Consider the following 18,257-nt stretch of genomic DNA (forward strand, 5'->3'; position numbering starts at 1 on the left):
ACTATCGGACACTCCAGCGCCGGTCCGAAAACCGGACAGTTTCGCGTTAGTCCGAAAACCGGACAGCGTGACTAGGACACAAAAAAACCCGCGCATGGCGGGTTAGATGTCGCGCGCTACTTGCGCGCTATGTGCTAGGTGTCAACCTACTAGGCGCACAATCGACCGCGCATAGTCCATTGTTTGTTCCGGGACCTTCCCAGCGCGACCAAGTAGCACGTCCTGCGCGACCGCATAGGCGCGTAAAGGCGTGTTTATATTGTACTTTACCATAGCGGCATTCCAGCCAAATTCGCACGCTGCGACAAGACGTCGCATATCCCCCAGGCCCTTCATCGCCAATTTGCGATTATGTCGCAGTTTCGCGATATTGCTGGCCGATTCCTGCGACCCCTCTGTAAATAGGCCAGTTTCTTCGGCGCGAATCCCGGCCAATGGCGCTATACCCTTCAGGTAATGCCAGTGCCGACTACTACTGTGGAGCGATGGCCGGTGGTACTGCGCCCCATACGCAATCAGAAGTAGCGCCTTGTGGTCCCCTGCCCTTGCCGCACGACGCAATAGCTTGCCCTTAGCGTCATGAATTTGCCTTGTGCTGATAGGTCCCCCCCATGGCGTTGGTATCGAGTTGAGCGCCGTCAGGCGCGCCTCCAGCGTATCGCCCCCCGCCTTGCCCGATAGAATATCCGCAACACATTGCGTCACCGCCTTGCGCTCGGCGCGTTGTTGGCGCCTGCGCTCCATATCAGCAACACGCTTGTCGGCCCCAGCCTTGGCGATTGCCTTGCTGCGCGTGGCGCCTTCCCTAACCACAGCCCGCGCATATTTAACGCGCGCCTTGGCGTCTTGCTTGGCTCGCTTTGCCGCACTCATGTTCGCCTCATAAACGCGCCTTGCGTGCGCCTCAATTGACCCAAGCAAGGCGCCTTCGATGCCGTCATATTGCTCGCCCGCGCCTAGCACGTGGCGCGCGATTGTCAGTAGGTCGGCCACGTTGCAACAAAAACGTGTGGTGGATTGCGAGCCCCACCCGCCGCTTGAACCACGTTCACACGTGCCTGCCCATTCCCGCGCAGGCGACCTATAGTCTAGCGTCACATATTCATAGCGCGACCCGTATAGGCGCGCTACTTGCTTAACAGTTTCGCGCAAATGGCCGCTTATAGACTTGGTGGCGCGCCATCCGCGACCGCTATGGGTTTCGGTATCACCTTCCTCCCAAGCGACATCACAATGTCCTGAATTTAATTCAGCAAAAGCCGCTTTCAATTGTTTTCTTCTGATAGGTGAGCAGGATTCATATTGTTCTAGTAGGTTCATTGTCTTTTCGCTTTCTTGGCCTATTGGCTCGGGGCAGATATAGCGCGCCCCGATACCCGTTACAAGCAAATAGCAAAATATTTTGCGCCAATTGTTGTCAAGCTAAATCGACACCCAAGACAGTAGCAATATCAGACACTTACCAAATAAATGCCATTCACCAAAAAATGCCGTGTTAGCTATCAACTATCCCTGAACAGTGGAGCGATAGCGACACGTGGAAGGGCCCCGAAGCGCAAGCGCAGGGCATACAATCTCGAAACTATCCAGCTGACGGGCAGCAAGTAGCGCGCCGGTAGGCTTTCGGTGGGGGCAGATACCTATCGGCTTTCGACATAGTTTCACATTTTCTTAATCTGTATTGGACAGGGAAGGCGCGGCCCGAAGGTAGCCAGCGCCATTCAACTTCTTTTCTGTATTCGTAGTAGAAATTCTGAATCAGACGCGCGCGCGAGCGCGGGCACGTGCGGGCAGGCGCGAGACAGGCGGCCAGCGGCTTTGCTCCCTGCGGCTTTCAATGGCCATAGGTTCCTGCGTTTGGCCATGGCCATGAACATGACCTGCCCGAATTGAGAAAGCCGCTAGAATTTGATTCTACGACGCCTCGTGGCCATAGCTTCCTGTGGACAAAGCTGTGGATAACCTGTGTACGGCTGTGGACAAAGGTTTGGCCATGGCCATGGCTCCGCCTACATGTAGTGGCCGTGGCCGGAGGTAGGTGTTTTGGCCAAATAGGTGGCGACTACAGTTGCCAGTGAACAAAGCCTAGATTTCGGGGTTTGCGGCAATTGCGTTTTGCTCTCTTTTCGTCATTCGTTTGCCAAGAGAGATGCGCGCCGCACGTTGCGCTCGAGCCTTCTTTTCTGCCCGTTCTTTCGCCTTGCGAACGTAGTAATCCTCGCGAAATTCAATAAGCGAATCTTGCGCCGGTAGGTCGCGAATCTGCGCGGCCAGGAAGGCCGTTAGCTCGAGCATCCCTTGGCCCATCATGCCCGTGGCCGCGGCCCGCATGATGTCCGAATCCAGTAGGCGGACAAGCGTCCAACCCGCCGTGGACAAGGCTTTATTTCTGCCATTGTCGCGTTGCTTTTGGTGGCTTGAACGGTGGGACTTGTCGTCGATTTCAATGGCCAGGCGAACATCGGGAACGGTCAAGTCGACCACATATTTGCCGATTCGATGTTGTCGCCAATAGGGTAAATCCGTTGCGCGGGCGAGCGCGCGCTCGCACCAATATTCAGCGCGCGACGGGTGCGTGAGATTCAGGAACATGACTCGGAGATGTTGGTCCATTGTCGAATCGTACATGCGGGCATGAACGTAAGACAATCTCCCACGTGGCCATTAGGTCGATGAACGTGGCCAGTGATACCGCATCGGCGCGCGAGATGGCCAAGCCATCACCCGCCGGCGTTGCATGAACGCGAGGCACGGTAGGTATTTGTGGGAGCACGCAGGGTGCCGATACGATGGCCGGCGGTGTGCTACTTACGAGGTGGACGCGACGCTTGCAACAACTCGGCGAGCTGCTCAAGAGTAGCGCCATCGTGAGCATGCTGAACAAGGGCTTTGTATTTTTCATAGAGCGCAATGCTAGCAGATTGCATCGCGAGAATCTGGCCGCGCGCGACGGTCAACTCGGTGGCATAGTCGGTGGCTTTGGTGTCCGCGAGCACGCATTGCTCCACCATGCGTTCTATTTCACGTTCGGCGCCCTGGTATTGCCGGCGCCAATGCCACGCCATGAACGAGGCGATGGCCGCGACGCCGACGCTGATAACTGCGATAGCCGATTGCAAGTCAAAAGAACCCATGATGCAATCGTAGTTGAATGAGCCGACGCGCGCCACCGCCGCCGACAACGTATGGCACATGCCTGGTGATGGCGCATTTCAATGACCTTTGCCCACATACCAACTGCCGGCACGCGATAGGTGATGGCACGTGTTCGCTGAAGTACGCCGACGCCGGCGCCATGCGGCTGGAGGAAGTCGGCGAGGTGCTGGGTGTGACTCGCGAACGCGTCCGCCAGCTTCAATTGCGCGCCGAGCGAAACATGCTCAAGTTGATAAATTTGAAAGGGTGGGAGTGATGGAATTATTCGTCGCGTTGATGGCCATGGCCGTGCTTGCGTTTCTCATTGAGGCCAAGCACATGAACAACCGCTGGTCGCTTGTCCCAATCTTTTGCGCGCTGGCGCTGGCCGTCTTGACAGTGCTGGTTGTGCTTGGTAACCGCAGCTACTGACATGGCAAAGAAGACAAACGCCGAGCGCGCGCGCGAAATCCTCGAAGCTGCCGGCGAGCTAGATGTCGGCGTCTATCGCGCGCTGATTAGGACATGCCGGAGTCGCATGGCCGAGCTAATGCCGCCCAAGGTGGGCGTTGTATCACTCAAGATGTTTGATGACGAATTAGCGCTGGTCATTCCGCGCTACGAATCGCCGCTGTACCTGGCACCGTCTGCCAGGCGCATGGCCGAGGAAGCGTTGTCGCGTTGCGTGCCGGGAACGCTGGAACTGCGATGCTATGCGCTGTGGCTGGCCAAGCAGGTGTGGTACTTGCCAGACCCGACCCAGCGGCGCGCACTCATGGCGCTAGGCGGAAACATTGTCAGAGCGGTGCGCGAGTATCGCGGGCAAGTGCTCGAGCATGAGGCACAATTTAATCCAGAGAAGGTGTACGTAAAATGATGGTATTGGGGCTATACGGCGCAGATTATAAGGTTTCACGGTGGGCGGAAATTATCGGCAATGAGCCGGTCCACGCCATTATCTTTGAGCGCAAAAGTGAGCGTGGCCGAGAGTTCGTTTCTATCATCGGGCAGACGCGCGCGGTGTCGCCAACGATGACCGTGGCCATTGAAACCTCGATGTCGGTTTTGCGCGGCGCGGACATGTGATAGCGTTTTCCCGATGACCAACCTAAAAGAATTTTGCCAAGAGTTGATGCTCATGCTGGAGGGCGTCCGCAATTACGACCACCCGGCATTCGAGGCCGTGCGCGTGAAGTTGCGCGAGGCGATTGCCAGCGAGGACGGGTTTCGCCGCGACGGCGAGATGACGGCCAGGGTGCCGCTGATTGCCATCGAGCCGATGTACAACGCCGTGTTCGACGTTGGCGCCGACCCGGTCATCGTGGACAGCGACGGGCCGCGGCTGGCCCCCGAGCTGCGAGACATGCCGGCGCCGGCACCCAAGGCGCGGCTGAAGTCGGTGGCCAAGCCAAAGCCTGTGGACGGCGAATAGTGGCCAAGCGAAAGAAGTTCGAGGCGGCGCGCTGGAGCGTGCCCGAGGCCGGCGCCGTGGTCGAGCTGGCCGTCTGCCGCTTGGGTGACAAAGTGCTGCTGGAGGGCAGACCAGCGACGGTGGGAGCCATCTACCCGGCGCACGTCATGGTGAGCTTCAACGACGGGCCGGCGGAATCCAAGACGGTGTCCGCCCTAGTGCGAGTAGACTTTGTGGCGGCCAGGTTGGCATAGAAACAAAATAGCCAAAATAATTTACTGATTCGGTTGACCTATGTCAGACCGCCCTGGTATTGCTTGGGCATGTCAAAAGACCTCATCGAGATTTCCCGTCTTCTCTCCGAATCAACCTCCATCCCCGCCGAGCTGCGGAACCACGCGAACATGTTTCTAACGGTACAAGCCGGCGCCGAGCTGGGCTTCCCGCCGGCGGCGTCGCTGCGCATGATTCGCGTGTTCGACGGCAAGCCCATCTTGTCGAGCGATGCCATTGCCGCGGTGCTGGAGAAGGGCGGCATCCACGTGAAGCTCATTGAGTCGACCCGTGAAGTCGCGACCTATGAGGCCACACGCCACCCGCTTCATGGCGGGGAGAGCCGCACTGAGCGCCTATCGTGGACGGTGGCCATGGCCAACGAGGCCGGTCTCACTCGCGAGTCGAAGGTTGAGCGCCTAACGAAGAGCGCCGCCAAGGGCGTTGACGTGGCCGCGCTGGCCGCAAAAATCAACCCTGGCGTGTGGGACAGCTACCGCGAGGCCATGCTGCGGGCGCGTTGCATCTCGGCGCTTGGCCGCATCATTGCCCCGGACCTGCTCGCGGGCGTGTACGTCGACGGCGAGATTCAGGGCTCCGACGCACCGCCGATGAACGCAGCGATTGCCGCCAAGGTGGCCGTGGCCGCGCTGGCTGCAACGACGGCGACGAGTGCCGAGCAAGCAGATGTCCGCGAGCTGGTCGAGCGCCTGGCCGGCGTGAGCCAACGCCGAGAGCTAGACGCCGTTGTGTCGGTGGTACAGCGCGCCGAGCTGACGCCGGATTCGCGCAAGATTGTTCGCGAGGCGTACCAGGCCGCCAAGGCGCGCGTGGTCGAGAACGAGTCGATGGACCAATCGGAGGTGGTGTAATGAGCGCCGTCAAACATGCCCCATCCGACCTGGTGCGCGCGGTCGCTGCCATGCTCGATGTCCCCGCCGCCTACAACCCAGGGTATGCTATGGCTGCCCGCGAGGGCCTGCTGCGCCTGTCATGGGGCGCGCACGAGGTCATGGCGTGGACGTGCCCCATCCGCGGAACTGTCGGCAAGATGTCGCGCGACGGTGGCCGCACGTGGAGCGATGAACAAGTGATTGGGGCTGTGTGATGTTGAAAGAAAAGGTTAAGAAGAACGCCGATGGCGAATGGCTGGTGAAGCTGGCGTGCGCCTCATGCGGAGCTAAGGTCGAGGGCGACGCCACCTGGGCCGAAGTCCAAGATGACGGCGAGAGCCGGTGCGCGGTTTATTCATGGGTGTATTGGGAATGTGAATGCGGCGCCGTTGGGTGCGAGAAAGAAGTTGTGGAATGAGTGACCAACTAATCACAGCGTCGGCGCTGCCGCGCTTGTTTGCTTGCACGGCCAGCGGCGTCTACTTGCCTGGCGCCGTCGACAAGCTCATTGAGCTGGCGGGCTCCACTGTCTCCGAGCGTGGCCGCAAGGCGCACGAGGACATCGAGGCGGATGCCGAGCTGGGCCAGCTCGATGAAGCCGTGGCTAAGTTCATCCCGGATGGCTCCAAGCATGAGTTCGCGTTCGCCTACAACGTGGCGACGGGTGAGGCTATACCGCTGCCAAACGCCGTGGGCCGCGCTTACTGGGCCGCCGTGCAAGAGGTCCGCCCAACGTGGCTCGCCGGCGACATCATCGCTGGTCGCGCCGACGTGATAGGCGTGGACAAGTCCCGCGGCGAGGGCACCGACCGCATGGTGGTCATCGACTGGAAAACGGGCCGCAATGTTGGCGCGCCTGGTAGCAACGCACAGTTGCTTTTCTACGCCATGTGCGCCGCGCGCGCCTATGGCACCGACGAGGCCCTGGTGCGCGTGGTCTACCTGCGCGGCGAGACAGCCTACCCAAGTGATGCTGACGTTGGGTTCTTCGACCTGGAGGCGTACGAGGCCAAGCTGCGCGCTGTGGTTTCCATGGTGCGCGCCGGCGAGGCCGTCGAGAAGGCCGGCGACCACTGTCGCTACTGCCCGGTCAAAACCAACTGTAAGACGTTCGGTGCCATCGAGCTGGCAGCCAAGTCGATGCCTGTCGGCGCCGAGATTGTTGTCACGCCTGATACGCGCGCGCTGGCCGCGGCGTCGCTGGAAATGATGGAGTCGTATGTGCGCCGCCTGAAAGAAGCGTTGCACCGCGACGTGTACTCAAACGGCCCCATCCCGATGGCCGATGGCCGCGTGCTGACATTGCACCGCGCAAAGCCGCGCGAGAAGATAGACGCTCTGGCCGCGCTGCCGCTGCTGACAAGCCGCGGCCTGCTCGATGCCATCGACTACAGCACAAGCAAGACTGCAATCTCGCGCGCGCTCAAGGCGCAAAAGCCTGTTGGCGGCGTGGCCGCTGCCGAGCGCGCGGTGATAGGTGAGCTGCGAAACATTGGAGCCGTCACGCTGGCCGCCGGCAGCGAGACATTGAAATTCATGGGTGCGGCGGCATCCGAGCTAACAGAGGGAAATGACAATGAGTAATTACGATATGGATATTGGGTATCACCGCGCGCGCGTTGGTGAAGTGAAATTGATTCCTCGCAAGGATGGCAAGGAACCAATCGGCAAAATTATGTTCCGCAATGCGGACGGCAAGATTGCGAGCTACTCGCGACCCCTGTCGCCCAAGGCGCTGCCATACTTTGTCGAGGCGTTGCGCAAGTGCGGGTGGACCGGCAATGACCTGTTCGACCTGGCGAGCTGTACTGGCGCCGAGCTCGACGCCGTGCTGCCGCTCGAAACCCAGGTCACTGTCGAGGACGAGGTGAACCCGAACAACGGCGAAGTGCGCCGCGAGGTCAAGTGGGTTGGCGAAGCGAGCATGAGCCCTGCCCAGCGCGAGGCGATGGCCGCGTGGTCGCGCAGCGTCATACAAACCGTTGCGTCTGTCGGCGGCCCGTTGGTCGCGCCCGCTAAGAAGCGCACGGCCAAGACAACCGCGACGGCGTCGCTTGATAAAATCATCGAGGACTCCAGCGGCTTTGTCCGCAAGGGACCCGGCACGGATTTTCTGGAGGATGAATAGTGCAGGAATACATTTCAACTATTGAGGTGCGCCATGGGCTGCCGCGCCGTCACGGGATGGCGATTGTATCCAGCGTTCGCGTCCGCCTCATGCTCGCGCGCACCCGCACCCGTGCGGGCAACATCGAGCTGTGGAAGACGCTGGCCGATGGCATCGAGGCGGACCAGTTTGTGTCCCTGAAGCCTGGCGTGTACGACGTGTACCGGGACGCCAACAACGGGACCATCACAACTGCCGAGACTGACCGCGCATCGTGGGCGCAGACGCCGGCAGATGAACCAGACATCAACGATGGGTTGTATCTATGACCCACGCGGAAGCATTTGTGAGTGAAGACGCTATTAGTGGGCGCGTGTGGACGCCTGACGGTGGACGTACGCTTTACCGTCGCGTCGGCGGCGTGTTGGAATATAAGCCATATGCAATTGGCGCCCCGAGCCTTGACTGGTGTGGACTATCGGCGCAGGTTGTCGCAATCAAGGGCAGCGTTGTATGGGCCGACGAGGCCAAGGTGCTCACGCCTGCCGAGGCGTTGCGGGCGTTGGCGGATGGGAAGTGCATAGACTATACGTGCGGCCCAGTTCGGCTAAACAGTGACGGCGTGTTCGAGAATTTTGACGACGGCAAGTGGACGCGCTGTAAGATTTTCGGCTTCCATGTTGGCAACAATTGGAGAGTAGTCGCCGAACCGCCGGGGGGCAGCGAAGAAACCAAGCGCCAGCAACGCGACCACCACGGCGCCTTCTCGCCGAGTGAGTGCGAGCCGCCGGCCATCTATCACGAGAGGAATTGCAAGGGAGCATGTGTATGCTGGCAAGTGACGATATAAGCGAAGCCCTGGCCGTCATCGGTTGCTATGCGACCCAGGAGATTGCCGGCGATAAAGGCGTGACGTGGGCATATGGCGTGCGGACCAAGCTCAAGGACGAGCTGAAGCGCCGGCGCTCTGGCCCGCTGAATATGCTGGAGGCTGTGGCGAGCAAGATGCCATTCCGGCGGCTGGCGTGGAGTGAGCATCACTACTACCGACTCGCGCATCGGGCGACGGCTGGCCGCACGAATGACATCATGTTCGAGTGCGTCGACGATGGACCTAACGAGTACGTGTCGTTCGATGACGTGCTGGCCGGAGACTATGTGCTGCAAGCGAGGGTGGTGTGAGCAGGTCCGGTTTTGTGTGGGCCTCTCGTAACGTAACACTGGCGACAACTGACGGACCCGTGGTGTGTATCAATGACCCAGACGCTGTCGTCATCGAGCGATACATGACCGGAAATGTGATGACTATAAAATGGATGCGAATCCCATCCGAGAAAGAGGAAGAGCCATGCGAACGGAAACAGGAAAGCTGATAGTCACCGAGAGTATCAAAGAGCGCGTGATGACGCTGCGGCTTGCTGCCGACCGCGCCGTCGCTGCGTACAACGGGCCTGTCAAGGAAGATATGCTTGTGCTGGCCGAGGCTTACAGGGCCGCCGCCAACCTGCTCGAATTTCACCTTGATATGTTTATTAAGCTGCCGCAGAACAGCGCCTGCGCATGGGGGCATGAATGAGCCTATCTATTGAGCAGCTAGAAATATTATCGAAGGCGCTGCACGGCCCAGACCTGGACTATCACCAACTGTCGATAACAGGCGAAACCGTTCGAGTGCTGGACATGGAAATCGAGCGCCGCAAACATGGCCCGTTCACGCTCGCCGAAGCCGTCGCAAGCGGGAGGCCGTTTAGGCGGAAGGGGGCAGGGTACTGGACCAGAAAGGCTCCAGCCCCAGGAGACGGTGAGCCGTTCTTTGAGGCAATGACGGCGTTTGATAAGTGGGAGCCGTGCCCGTCGGTGTCGGACCAGCACGGGTTCACCGTGGCAGAAGAATGGCTAAGCATTGACGACATCACGGCATGCGACTATGAGCTGAATCTGGACGGAGGCGACTGAATGAGATTCTTACTGGGTATTCTATCAGGCGCCTACCTCGCATGGACCATGTTCGGCTTCAAGGCGATGAGCAGACTGGCGGAGGGGGGGGGCGATGAGTCTATCAATTGAGCATCTTGAGATAGCGGAGTCAGCACTGGACGCGCTCATGGGCATCTCCTCCGACAGCAAGCCGGAGGAAGGGTTCGGCGATTGCATACGCGCACTTAGAGCCGAGCTTCACCGCCGCAAGCACGGCCCGTTCACGCTCGCCGAGGCCGTGGCATCGGGCAAGCCATTTAAGCGTCCGGGTTGGAACGACTACGCCACTGTGCTGGTGGACTCCGATGATGATGGCTATATGTGCTTTGTGTTTGATGATGAAAAGGCCCCCGCCCTTGCCGATGACATTACCGCCACTGACTACAAGCTGAAGGGAGAAGACAAACAATGAGCAGCAGGATTAAGCTATACGACAACCAGGCGTTCTCGCTGTGGTCGCACTATGCGTACGGCGTACGTCGACTCGATGTGCATAATCACGGTGGATGCCAGAGCTGCCTCGCGGAAGAGGACTCGCTCGATGTCGACGATGTGCGTTCGCTGATTGCTGTGTTGCAGCGATGGGCAGACAACGCCGAGGATAAGGTGAGCAATGCGAACCCGTGAACAGATTGCGATTAGCGCCCTGGAGTGTGCGACATCGTGGGACCCAAATACGTGCCTGCTTGGTAACACCACAGCGCGCGAGGTTGTCTTCCTGGCGGCGTTCCACATAGACACCTGCCCGGCGTGCGGTTCGACTTCATGGGTGAACATCGACTGCGTGCTGTGCCAGGTTGTGGATTCTGTGTGTAGGCAGAGGGAGGGAAAAGATGAAGCGAAGTGAATTAGTCGAGGCGCACTTCTGCGCTAGTCGCTTCAGTGAGATGACAAAAATCGAGGCGGGCAAGCTAATCGCGTACAATGTCATGCTAGCCATCGAGGAGGAAGTCGCACGCATAGACTCCCGCCGTGAGCAACGCCGCGCGCGCAAAGCAAAGAAGAACGCGACAATGTACAAGCTGTTGGGGCATAGGCCGTGGCGCGACTCGGAGCAATACGATGTGCTGCGGCTGCCGGCGCGCTGGAGACGGAACAAGGTTGGACACCAGGTTGTCATGGACCACATGCGCGAGCCGTCGAATTTTCGCGTGATGGATATGTACGCCAACTATCTGGAGCGAGTGAGGAACTTTACATATGGAGAAGAATAGAAAATGAACATCAAATGGAAATGGCTTGCACTTGGATACGTCTGGGCGCTGCCCACTACTATCATTGGCCTGACGCTTGCGAGCGTCTTCTGGAAGGCCAAGAGCTGGCGCTGGTGCGACGGCTGCTTGGAGTGCGTGTCAGAGAGTATATGGACTGACCCAGCGGCCATCACGTTTGGGTGGCTCGTGGTCTATGACTACAAAGCGCCGATAGTCGATGGGCCGAACGAGGAGTCGCCGTACCGCGAGAAGATTGCCAGTATGTTGGCAGCGCATGAGCGCGTGCATACGCTGCAATGCTTTGTGCTTGGGCCACTGTTCCTGCCGGTGTATGGCTTGCTACACCTGGTCGGCACCATCCGCGCCGCCGTTAAGGGTGAGCCGCGCAAGTACTGGTTCTACTCGGCATACCAATGGAACCCGATGGAAGCGCAAGCCGAGCGCGTGTCAGGTTACTAGACTGGCTTGTTCTTAGCCTTCGGCTTCTTGACCGTTACCGTCTTGGTTGGGTCATCCTTGACCTTGTCGACAACGGCGTCGGTCACCAATGCCTCCGCCTTGGCCTGTAGCGCCGGCGGTAGCTTGCTTACGTCGTATGACGCCACCTTGTCTGACGTGATGTCAGGGACAATGTAGTGCATCACCTTGTTGTCATCGAGGAACGCCAGCTCTGGCCACGCTGGCTGTGGGACATTGATGATTTCTGCTCCGTTTTTTCGTTTGCTCATAATCCATACTTCCATCTCATAGCAGCGACCATTGCGTCAAGTTCGCCATCGGTCGCTATATTTGTGGACCATGCCCACATAGCATGGCTGGCATTGATAGGCGTGTTGGCCGCGTCTGATTCATAAATTCTCCCGATTCCGCCTTCAGCGGTTTGCGGTGTAGCGAGCGTGCCGGTGTTGGTCGTGCCGTTTCCTGCCGTGGCATTGACAATCATTCTGTTGTAGCCGCCGTCAATGTCCCTACGCAGCGCGTAGATATTCCATTCGGAGTTCGCCCATGCGTACTTGACTATGCCAGAGTTGACGGTGAGAACCTTGGCGTTGACACCATAGCTTCTGCCATCATAAAAGATTGTCACGTTAGACCCGGTAGCATAAAGCCTCCACTCGTTTGTGCCGGCGACACTTTTTCTCACGCCCATAATATCTGGCGAGCCGCCTGGGTGCGATGCCGGTCCACGAGTCACCATTATCATGGTAAACGTCGAGTGCGGCATGGCAGCAGCGCCCCAGAGGTTGTCGCCTGCACTGTCAATTGTCGCGCACGCCTGTGACGTAAAACTGGTGCGAACTTGCGGCGCTGCGCTTAGGGTCATCTGCGTTCCGGTAGTTGCTGTGACCATGGTTCCGGTAAACGGTGACAGGTTTGGCCCAGCGGAGCCTGTCATTGGCGCTAGTGCCGTGGTGGCTGAGAAGTTATACGCGTTAGTAAACGTGAACGAGGTGTCCGCGTTGAGTGCTGCGATAGTGGTTGGCAGCCCCGCAATCGCCGTCTGGTTGACGTTATTGAGCCGCGCGTCTTCGTACTCGTCAAAGAGCGACTGTGCGTTGGTGTAGAGGAGCGGGTGCTCGCCGCGAGCCACGGTGAGGTATGTGGTTGGCGCACTCCAATGGTATGGTGTTCCGACTGGCCCAATCGTGCAAATCGCGTTGCCGCTCGCAATTGTCATGCTGGTTGACTCTGTGTTGCCAAACTCCGTGTATAGCTTCGCCTTTCCTGAGGCGTCATCAATGACGAGGAGGACAGTGTGGTATTCGTTGTCGTAAAAATTTGTGCCACCAACATGTGACATTGCAACGTACACGGCTCCCGTTCCAATCATGGCCCTTATGCCTGCCGTCTCGTGAGCCTCTAGATACCACCCGCCACCGGCGCCATCGCTGCCGCCAAAGATCGTCTGCACAGCAGCAGGGGTTGACGCGATTCTGAACGTCATCAGATAGCAAGTGGGGACCGTTGCGGAAAACTTCCACGCCGCCGAGGCGTACTGAATTACAAAGTCCTGGTTTGTGTTTACAGTATATCCGCTCTGGTCGGCGTAGCCGCTTTGTCCATCCGCCGTCTTGGTGGCTGTGGCGTCCGAGCCCCACTTGATGAGCCCGTGAGCCACCGAGCCAGGTGCCACCGATGGCGGGACGGTTGGGCTCACCGTGGCGCTGTCAAAGTTGTAGAGTATTGTCCACGGGCTAGCCAGCGACCAGCCGTTTAGTGCGCCAACGGAGGCGGGGAGTGTGCCGGCGTAGGCTGTGGCGAGTGTCCACGAGTGCGAGTCAGCCGCGCCGTAGTTCCCCTGCAAATCCTGGGCGCGCACCTCGAAGAGATAGGTGTCGTCGGCCATTGCACCAAGTGTGAGCGGCGTGACGCACGCTGTCCAGGCCCCGCCGTCGATGCGATACTCGTAGGTGCAGTCAGCCTCGTCGCACGTCCACGCGAACGTAGGTGTCGTGTCGTCGCTTGGGTCTGCTGGCGCCGTGGTAATCGTAACGGTGGGTGATGTCTCACCGCTATCGAGTCCCTCGACGGGAGTACGATGTAGGCCCCTTGATAGCGTTCTAGTTAGACCCATGCTTCCTTGCTTTCTTGCGTTCCGCCCGCGCGAGCAAGATTAGCCTGTTGGCTGCTTCCGGGTCAACCTTGCCATCATCCCTAAGCTGGGCCAGGCCGGCGACAGCTTTCTTGATGTCGAGCACAACGCCGCGCCTGTGGCGCAGCCAATAGCCCGAGGCGAACGATGCGGCCATAAACACAATGAGAATGATTAGATGGACCATAGCGTTACTCCATTGCTGTCTTTGATGTAGGCGGACACAAGCGTTGAGCCAACTGTCGATTTGTTAAAGTAGATTGTTACAACATAGGTGGACGATGAGGAGTTGAACGACGACGGCACAATGTACACGCCGTTGTTCTTGGGGATGTCGTTATCGGCGTTGAGCCCGGACCTTGTGTCCCAATTGATTGTGCGGGTGTTGGTATTGCCCGTCAGACTAAACTCTGACATGTCAAAGTCCTGGGCTTCGCGATTGCACGTGATGACCAGCTTGTGACTGTCAATGGAGTCTGGGTCCTGGGCTGACGACACAACCACCGACACGTTGTTTGACACGTTGACCCGCGGTAAGACGCCGGCCCTAAGTGGGTTGATGGCGTCGTCGTTATCGTAGGCGGACCGGCTGTTGGTTGCATACTCAAGATGCACGTGCGGCGTCGCAATGGAGCCAGACCTGTCATCGAACCCGGTGAGGCCAACGGTGCCGATGACGTCTCCGGCATCCACATAGTCGCCTCGCTCCACATACAGGTCATCGAAGTGGTACGACAACACCTTGTCACCTGTGCGGATGAATACCGGCCAGTTGCCGAACCGGCCTATGCCGTCAGAGTCGTACCAGCTTGCACTGTCGATGGTGACAACATCAGCCGATGCGTTGGTGTCCTTGGAGCGGTAGTACATGGTAGCAACCCAGACGGGTCGCGTGCCATTGGTGAATGACGGGTTTGTCTCGGTGGCCTTGTTGGTCCACGTGTCGCCGTCGCTCGATGTCGCCCACTGAATGGTTGTACCGCTGGAGCGTACGCGCAGCCACAGGTGACCAGATGTCACCGCAGCGGTTGTGTTGTGATTGGACAGGTTGCCACCGGAGTATGTGCCGAGAAAGCGCACGTTGGTGCCGTCCCATTCAAGCATTATGTACTCGGATGACACCGGGTCGAACATGCCGAAGCCGAACGCGCCGTTGATGGTTCCCTGACCCGCAGCCAACTTGACGCGAAACTCCCACTGTCCGGCGGTCAAATTCACCTTCTCGGAGAAGTTCTGGTACTTGTCCACGGTGGGCCATGAGGTACTGCCACCACGAGTGCCGGTCATTAGAACGCCCGGATTGTTGAAGGCCCAGCTTGTACCGTATCCGTCGTCGTCCTCGGTCCAGTACCGCTGATAGTAGTCAGTGCGAAAGCGGAAGTGTGACCTGTGAACTCGCGCAACACGGCCCGTGATAGGGGACCGGAAGTCGTCACCCTCGTTCAACGGAACATCGACACCGCGGTGCATGTCGTAGTCATAGCCAACTGTGTCAATGTGCTCCGCGTACGGGCGGCCACCAAAAACATCGGAGATGCTCGATGGCGTGTCTGTCCCGGAATCGGGCCATACCATGCCGCTGGCTTCATTCCGTCGCCGGTCCTTGAAGCTAACGCTCATACTTCCTCGGCTGTAAAATTCTTGCACCACACGCTGCTACTGAGCGAGCCGAAGCCCATGAGGCCGCCGGACGTAATGGTGGTGTCTGTTCCGGTAAGGGTTATGACGACGCCTGGGTTTGCCGTGATGTTCTCAAACGTGGCGGTTAGCGCGCTGCCGATGACTTGCAGCGAGATGATGATGTCCTGGTCAACGGCGCACGCCATCGCCGTCGATGTGATGTTGGTGTAGGAGCCAGCAATCATCTTGGAGATGCGGGCTACATCGTTATCCATGCGAGCTACATAACAGGTGTCGGTAGCGTCGAGGCCCTGGATACGGCAATAGACTTCGATGTCGGAGTTGGCCTGCGTCGTGAAGTTTCCGAAGCGCAGCGTGGCCGTCATCTTCTGGTTGTTGAAGCCACCCATACCAACGAGCACGTGCGTTGATGTGTTGTTCGTGTTTTGACCAAACCCCTTGGTCGCGTCGAACCCCTGCGCGGACACATTCGTCTTTTTAAATATGTTGGTTTCCGTCTGGTCGCTGACAAGGTCCTTGGTGAGCGACGGAAGGCTGCGGATGTCTTCCGAACTAATCACGGCGTCACCTCGACCCACGGACGGAACACCTGCATGTCGCCAGTGTGCGTGTCTTCGGCGTCGTTTGTGCGTAGCATTTTCAAGTACACCAGGTCGCCCTTGTCCACAGAAAACGAGAATGAGGCGTGGTCAGATGAATCGACTGTGTGCTGCGTTGTGTTGCTGCCCGGGGTCACTGTGAACTCCGTGCCAGCCGTAACTGTCGCGTTCGGGTCATCCCCGTCGCTCGTCACCCGGCGGTCGAGCAGTAACTCAAGGTTGCCGCCGTTGGACACGCTCATGCTGTAGATGACAGAGACGACCGCGGTGCCAGTGACAGGGGCAGAGAACTGCCAGGCGATGAAGTCGTCGAGGTCCGGCTTGAGTGGGATGTAGCGCCCGCCACCACCAAGCGTTGCCGATGGATTGGAGGCGGTGACAAACTCAACCTGCACGACGGTATTACCGGCGGGGCCGGCGGCGCCAGTGGCGCCTGTCGCGCCATTGCTGCCGTTAGTACCATTGCTGCCGGCGGCGCCCGTGGCCCCTGGGTCACCCTGTAGTCCCTGTGAGCCCGTAGCGCCTGGGTCCCCCTGTGGACCCTGCGCTCCCTGTGCCCCAGTGACGAGAATTGCAGCGCCCCAGGCGCCGCCTGTCTTCGGCCCGTAGATTTCACCAGTGACTGTGTCTAGGTAGAAGTCGCCGTTGACACCCTGGCCAGCGGTCGGCCCAACAGTACCAGACAGCCACGTGCTGCCATTGGTGCCGGAGCCACCGCCGCCGCCGAATCCACGGTTAAGACCCATTATTCGTTCTCCCCGCCATGATGGTAAGCAGGTCCTCCATGCGGTCCTCGATGCGGTCGACGCGCGCGTCGTTCTTGTCAGCGCGAATATCTGAGCGGTCAACGCGCTCGACCAGGGTCGCCAGCAGCTCGGCCTGCATATCGCTGCATCTGCGAAGCTCCGCGGTCTGTTGCTGGTGGTGTACGTCGCGCAGCGCGGCGTCGATGATGGATTGCTTCCAGGCACGGCGAAGATTAATGGCAATGCCCGACGCCGCGACAAGCCCGCCGCCGGAGAACATGAAGTCCAGAATCGTTTGCCACGTCCAGGTCATGGTTACTTAGCCTTGAACGGGGCGCCCGCCCGGATGGTGGGGATGTTGCGGTTGTAGGTTGTGCGAGGCGCAGAGTAGACCTTGGTCTTTAAGTCCAATTCGTCCTCGTCCAGGTCGCGCCCCTCGATTTGTTTGCCACCTAGCAGCGAGCCGCGCTCTTTGTAGGTGCCATCCGACGAGTTGCGCGCGAGAACGCCAGACAGTGCTTTGAACAGGCGAGCGTTGCCCGATGGCTTCTCGTAGTCTTCCTCGTCGCGACTGTTGCTGCGACCGTCGACGCGACCATCGATTGGACGATGCAGACCGTCGACGCGACCATCTATACGGCGCGGCTTAGGGTACTCGTCGCCTTGGTATGACTTCTCGGAGTTGCCCTTGTACATATCGCCGGCGCCGAATTTCGGCTTGGCGGCGGGTTCTTGCTTCTTCTGCGGGAAGTCGCTTTCAGATAGCGGCTTGCGCTCTTTCATGCTTTTTTCGACAGACATGCCATCGCCACCATACAAGTCCTTGGCGTACTGGCTTGCGTCCTCCACAGCCTTTTTCTTTTGCTCCGGCGTCGCCGACTTGGAGCCTCGTCGCTTCTTGGCGGGAGCAGTCTTCTTTGGAGCCGGCGTTTCGTCATCGGCGTACAGGTCTTTGGCGTATTGACGAGCCTTTGTCACCTCTGGAGCGTCGACCTTCTTGGGCTCCGAGAACAGTTCACTGGCGGCGTTGCGACCAATGTCCTTGGTGCGCGCCGCCGTCTTGGTTCGCTCCGCACTCGCCTGGTTGTCGCCGCGATTGCGTTTGCCAGTGTCTTTCTTGCGCATGTCGCGCAGTAAGTACAGGGCCTTCTCGTATCGGTTTGCAGCATCTTCTTTATTTGACATAGGTAACTCCGTTTAGTCCTTGACGTTTGCGTAGGCGTGGAAGTTCCCTTCGCCACCGGTGTAGCTAAACTTCAGCCGCATGGCCGAAGCGTACATGTTCCCCCACGTGTCAACGAATGACCCAGCCGTGCCAGCAGGGTCCGTCATGACCTCGGTCGTGTCTTTCCACAAGAAACCCTTTGACGAGTAGATGTCCTGCGACCGGCGCACGCCGATTTGCAAGACAACCGTACCGGCCAGAGTGCCGTCCCATTCGTAGCCGAACGCGAAGCCCTTGCCGCTGTTCATGATGAGCGGCGACGAATAGGCGAAGTCAGGCATGCCATCAAGCAGCTTGAACTCCTCCAAGCCATACACGCCGCCGGTCATAATCCCGCGCGCATCGAGCATTAGGGCGACTTCTGCCGCCGCGTTGGCTGCACCTACATCCAAAACTGTTAAAAATCTCATGGTCCTTTTCTCCCGTCTTTCTCAAAGTCCTAT

At 58.9% G+C, this 18,257-nt stretch carries 32 protein-coding genes; 19 read left to right on the forward strand and 13 right to left on the reverse strand.

Annotated elements, in window-relative coordinates; all coding sequences use genetic code 11:
- Window positions 1–141: 141 nt before the first annotated feature.
- From IPL79_19960 to IPL79_19970, 3 genes are all read right to left on the reverse strand, one after another.
- Entirely contained in the window at window positions 142–1,320 is a 1,179-nt protein-coding gene (locus IPL79_19960; protein ID MBK9073251.1) for a hypothetical protein, read from the reverse strand.
- 765 nt (window positions 1,321–2,085) lie between these two features.
- Entirely contained in the window at window positions 2,086–2,613 is a 528-nt protein-coding gene (locus tag IPL79_19965) for a DUF559 domain-containing protein (protein MBK9073252.1), read from the reverse strand.
- Window positions 2,614–2,804: 191 nt separating this feature from the next.
- Entirely contained in the window at window positions 2,805–3,134 is a 330-nt protein-coding gene (locus IPL79_19970) for a hypothetical protein (GenBank protein MBK9073253.1), read from the reverse strand.
- Window positions 3,135–3,151: 17 nt separating this feature from the next.
- Between IPL79_19970 and IPL79_19975 the strand changes: the two genes are divergently transcribed.
- The 12 genes from IPL79_19975 to IPL79_20030 all read left to right on the forward strand — a co-directional run bounded on the left by IPL79_19975 (window position 3,152) and on the right by IPL79_20030 (window position 8,148).
- A complete protein-coding gene (locus IPL79_19975; protein MBK9073254.1) occupies window positions 3,152–3,412 on the forward strand; it encodes a hypothetical protein in 261 nt (86 codons plus the stop codon).
- Window positions 3,412–3,567, forward strand: coding sequence for a hypothetical protein (locus tag IPL79_19980; GenBank protein ID MBK9073255.1), 156 nt, complete (start codon window positions 3,412–3,414; stop codon window positions 3,565–3,567). The genes IPL79_19975 and IPL79_19980 overlap by 1 nt, the downstream gene beginning before the upstream one ends.
- 1 nt (window position 3,568) lies before the next feature.
- Window positions 3,569–4,012 (forward strand): hypothetical protein, encoded by a 444-nt coding sequence (locus IPL79_19985; GenBank protein ID MBK9073256.1) that lies wholly within the window; start codon window positions 3,569–3,571, stop codon window positions 4,010–4,012.
- A complete protein-coding gene (locus IPL79_19990; GenBank protein ID MBK9073257.1) occupies window positions 4,009–4,221 on the forward strand; it encodes a hypothetical protein in 213 nt (70 codons plus the stop codon). Before IPL79_19985 ends, IPL79_19990 begins: the two co-directional genes overlap by 4 nt.
- A gap of 13 nt (window positions 4,222–4,234) precedes the next feature.
- Window positions 4,235–4,567, forward strand: a complete 333-nt coding sequence (locus tag IPL79_19995) for a hypothetical protein (protein MBK9073258.1) — start codon at window positions 4,235–4,237, stop codon at window positions 4,565–4,567.
- A complete protein-coding gene (locus tag IPL79_20000; GenBank protein MBK9073259.1) occupies window positions 4,567–4,800 on the forward strand; it encodes a hypothetical protein in 234 nt (77 codons plus the stop codon). The genes IPL79_19995 and IPL79_20000 overlap by 1 nt, the downstream gene beginning before the upstream one ends.
- 69 nt (window positions 4,801–4,869) lie before the next feature.
- On the forward strand, window positions 4,870–5,691 hold the full coding sequence (locus IPL79_20005; GenBank protein MBK9073260.1) for a hypothetical protein: 822 nt from the start codon (window positions 4,870–4,872) through the stop codon (window positions 5,689–5,691).
- Entirely contained in the window at window positions 5,691–5,927 is a 237-nt protein-coding gene (locus IPL79_20010; GenBank protein ID MBK9073261.1) for a hypothetical protein, read from the forward strand. The genes IPL79_20005 and IPL79_20010 overlap by 1 nt, the downstream gene beginning before the upstream one ends.
- Window positions 5,927–6,130, forward strand: a complete 204-nt coding sequence (locus tag IPL79_20015; protein ID MBK9073262.1) for a hypothetical protein — start codon at window positions 5,927–5,929, stop codon at window positions 6,128–6,130. The genes IPL79_20010 and IPL79_20015 overlap by 1 nt, the downstream gene beginning before the upstream one ends.
- Window positions 6,127–7,296 (forward strand): DUF2800 domain-containing protein, encoded by a 1,170-nt coding sequence (locus IPL79_20020; GenBank protein MBK9073263.1) that lies wholly within the window; start codon window positions 6,127–6,129, stop codon window positions 7,294–7,296. Before IPL79_20015 ends, IPL79_20020 begins: the two co-directional genes overlap by 4 nt.
- Window positions 7,289–7,840: a hypothetical protein gene (locus IPL79_20025; protein ID MBK9073264.1), complete on the forward strand. Its 552-nt coding sequence runs from the start codon at window positions 7,289–7,291 to the stop codon at window positions 7,838–7,840. Before IPL79_20020 ends, IPL79_20025 begins: the two co-directional genes overlap by 8 nt.
- 56 nt (window positions 7,841–7,896) lie before the next feature.
- Window positions 7,897–8,148 carry a hypothetical protein gene (locus IPL79_20030; protein ID MBK9073265.1) on the forward strand — a complete coding sequence of 84 codons (252 nt, stop codon included), beginning with the start codon at window positions 7,897–7,899 and terminating at the stop codon, window positions 8,146–8,148.
- Between the two features lie 278 nt (window positions 8,149–8,426).
- Here the strand turns inward: IPL79_20030 and IPL79_20035 are convergent, their stop codons facing one another.
- On the reverse strand, window positions 8,427–8,573 hold the full coding sequence (locus IPL79_20035; protein MBK9073266.1) for a hypothetical protein: 147 nt from the start codon (window positions 8,571–8,573) through the stop codon (window positions 8,427–8,429).
- Between the two features lie 74 nt (window positions 8,574–8,647).
- On the opposite strand from IPL79_20035, the gene IPL79_20040 reads away from it, so the two are divergent.
- From IPL79_20040 to IPL79_20070, 7 genes are all read left to right on the forward strand, one after another.
- Window positions 8,648–9,001 (forward strand): hypothetical protein, encoded by a 354-nt coding sequence (locus IPL79_20040; protein MBK9073267.1) that lies wholly within the window; start codon window positions 8,648–8,650, stop codon window positions 8,999–9,001.
- Window positions 9,002–9,167: 166 nt separating this feature from the next.
- Window positions 9,168–9,395 (forward strand): hypothetical protein, encoded by a 228-nt coding sequence (locus IPL79_20045; protein MBK9073268.1) that lies wholly within the window; start codon window positions 9,168–9,170, stop codon window positions 9,393–9,395.
- The gene (locus IPL79_20050) at window positions 9,392–9,775 is read left to right on the forward strand and encodes a hypothetical protein (GenBank protein ID MBK9073269.1); all 384 of its coding nucleotides are present in this window, start codon (window positions 9,392–9,394) and stop codon (window positions 9,773–9,775) included. The genes IPL79_20045 and IPL79_20050 overlap by 4 nt, the downstream gene beginning before the upstream one ends.
- Window positions 9,776–9,869: 94 nt before the next feature.
- Entirely contained in the window at window positions 9,870–10,208 is a 339-nt protein-coding gene (locus IPL79_20055) for a hypothetical protein (GenBank protein MBK9073270.1), read from the forward strand.
- Complete coding sequence (locus IPL79_20060; protein ID MBK9073271.1) at window positions 10,205–10,423, forward strand: hypothetical protein; 219 nt, start codon at window positions 10,205–10,207, stop codon at window positions 10,421–10,423. Before IPL79_20055 ends, IPL79_20060 begins: the two co-directional genes overlap by 4 nt.
- A 206-nt stretch (window positions 10,424–10,629) precedes the next feature.
- Window positions 10,630–11,010: a hypothetical protein gene (locus IPL79_20065; GenBank protein MBK9073272.1), complete on the forward strand. Its 381-nt coding sequence runs from the start codon at window positions 10,630–10,632 to the stop codon at window positions 11,008–11,010.
- A 3-nt stretch (window positions 11,011–11,013) separates the two neighbouring features.
- Window positions 11,014–11,469 (forward strand): hypothetical protein, encoded by a 456-nt coding sequence (locus tag IPL79_20070; protein ID MBK9073273.1) that lies wholly within the window; start codon window positions 11,014–11,016, stop codon window positions 11,467–11,469.
- Here IPL79_20070 and IPL79_20075 read toward each other — a convergent pair.
- The 9 genes from IPL79_20075 to IPL79_20115 form a co-directional block, all read right to left on the reverse strand.
- Window positions 11,466–11,738 carry a hypothetical protein gene (locus IPL79_20075; GenBank protein MBK9073274.1) on the reverse strand — a complete coding sequence of 91 codons (273 nt, stop codon included), beginning with the start codon at window positions 11,736–11,738 and terminating at the stop codon, window positions 11,466–11,468. The genes IPL79_20070 and IPL79_20075 overlap by 4 nt on opposite strands.
- The gene (locus tag IPL79_20080) at window positions 11,735–13,357 is read right to left on the reverse strand and encodes a hypothetical protein (protein ID MBK9073275.1); all 1,623 of its coding nucleotides are present in this window, start codon (window positions 13,355–13,357) and stop codon (window positions 11,735–11,737) included. The genes IPL79_20075 and IPL79_20080 overlap by 4 nt, the downstream gene beginning before the upstream one ends.
- A gap of 214 nt (window positions 13,358–13,571) precedes the next feature.
- Window positions 13,572–13,790 carry a hypothetical protein gene (locus IPL79_20085; GenBank protein ID MBK9073276.1) on the reverse strand — a complete coding sequence of 73 codons (219 nt, stop codon included), beginning with the start codon at window positions 13,788–13,790 and terminating at the stop codon, window positions 13,572–13,574.
- Window positions 13,778–15,223: a M23 family metallopeptidase gene (locus IPL79_20090; GenBank protein MBK9073277.1), complete on the reverse strand. Its 1,446-nt coding sequence runs from the start codon at window positions 15,221–15,223 to the stop codon at window positions 13,778–13,780. The genes IPL79_20085 and IPL79_20090 overlap by 13 nt, the downstream gene beginning before the upstream one ends.
- On the reverse strand, window positions 15,220–15,804 hold the full coding sequence (locus IPL79_20095; GenBank protein ID MBK9073278.1) for a hypothetical protein: 585 nt from the start codon (window positions 15,802–15,804) through the stop codon (window positions 15,220–15,222). Before IPL79_20095 ends, IPL79_20090 begins: the two co-directional genes overlap by 4 nt.
- Window positions 15,801–16,589 (reverse strand): hypothetical protein, encoded by a 789-nt coding sequence (locus tag IPL79_20100; protein ID MBK9073279.1) that lies wholly within the window; start codon window positions 16,587–16,589, stop codon window positions 15,801–15,803. The genes IPL79_20095 and IPL79_20100 overlap by 4 nt, the downstream gene beginning before the upstream one ends.
- On the reverse strand, window positions 16,579–16,902 hold the full coding sequence (locus IPL79_20105) for a hypothetical protein (protein MBK9073280.1): 324 nt from the start codon (window positions 16,900–16,902) through the stop codon (window positions 16,579–16,581). Before IPL79_20105 ends, IPL79_20100 begins: the two co-directional genes overlap by 11 nt.
- Before the next feature lie 2 nt (window positions 16,903–16,904).
- Entirely contained in the window at window positions 16,905–17,774 is an 870-nt protein-coding gene (locus tag IPL79_20110) for a hypothetical protein (protein MBK9073281.1), read from the reverse strand.
- Between the two features lie 12 nt (window positions 17,775–17,786).
- Window positions 17,787–18,224, reverse strand: coding sequence for a hypothetical protein (locus IPL79_20115; GenBank protein ID MBK9073282.1), 438 nt, complete (start codon window positions 18,222–18,224; stop codon window positions 17,787–17,789).
- Between the last annotated feature and the right edge of the window lie 33 nt (window positions 18,225–18,257).

The organism is Myxococcales bacterium, from assembly GCA_016716835.1.
Classification (GTDB): Bacteria; Myxococcota_A; Polyangia; order Haliangiales; family Haliangiaceae; genus JADJUW01.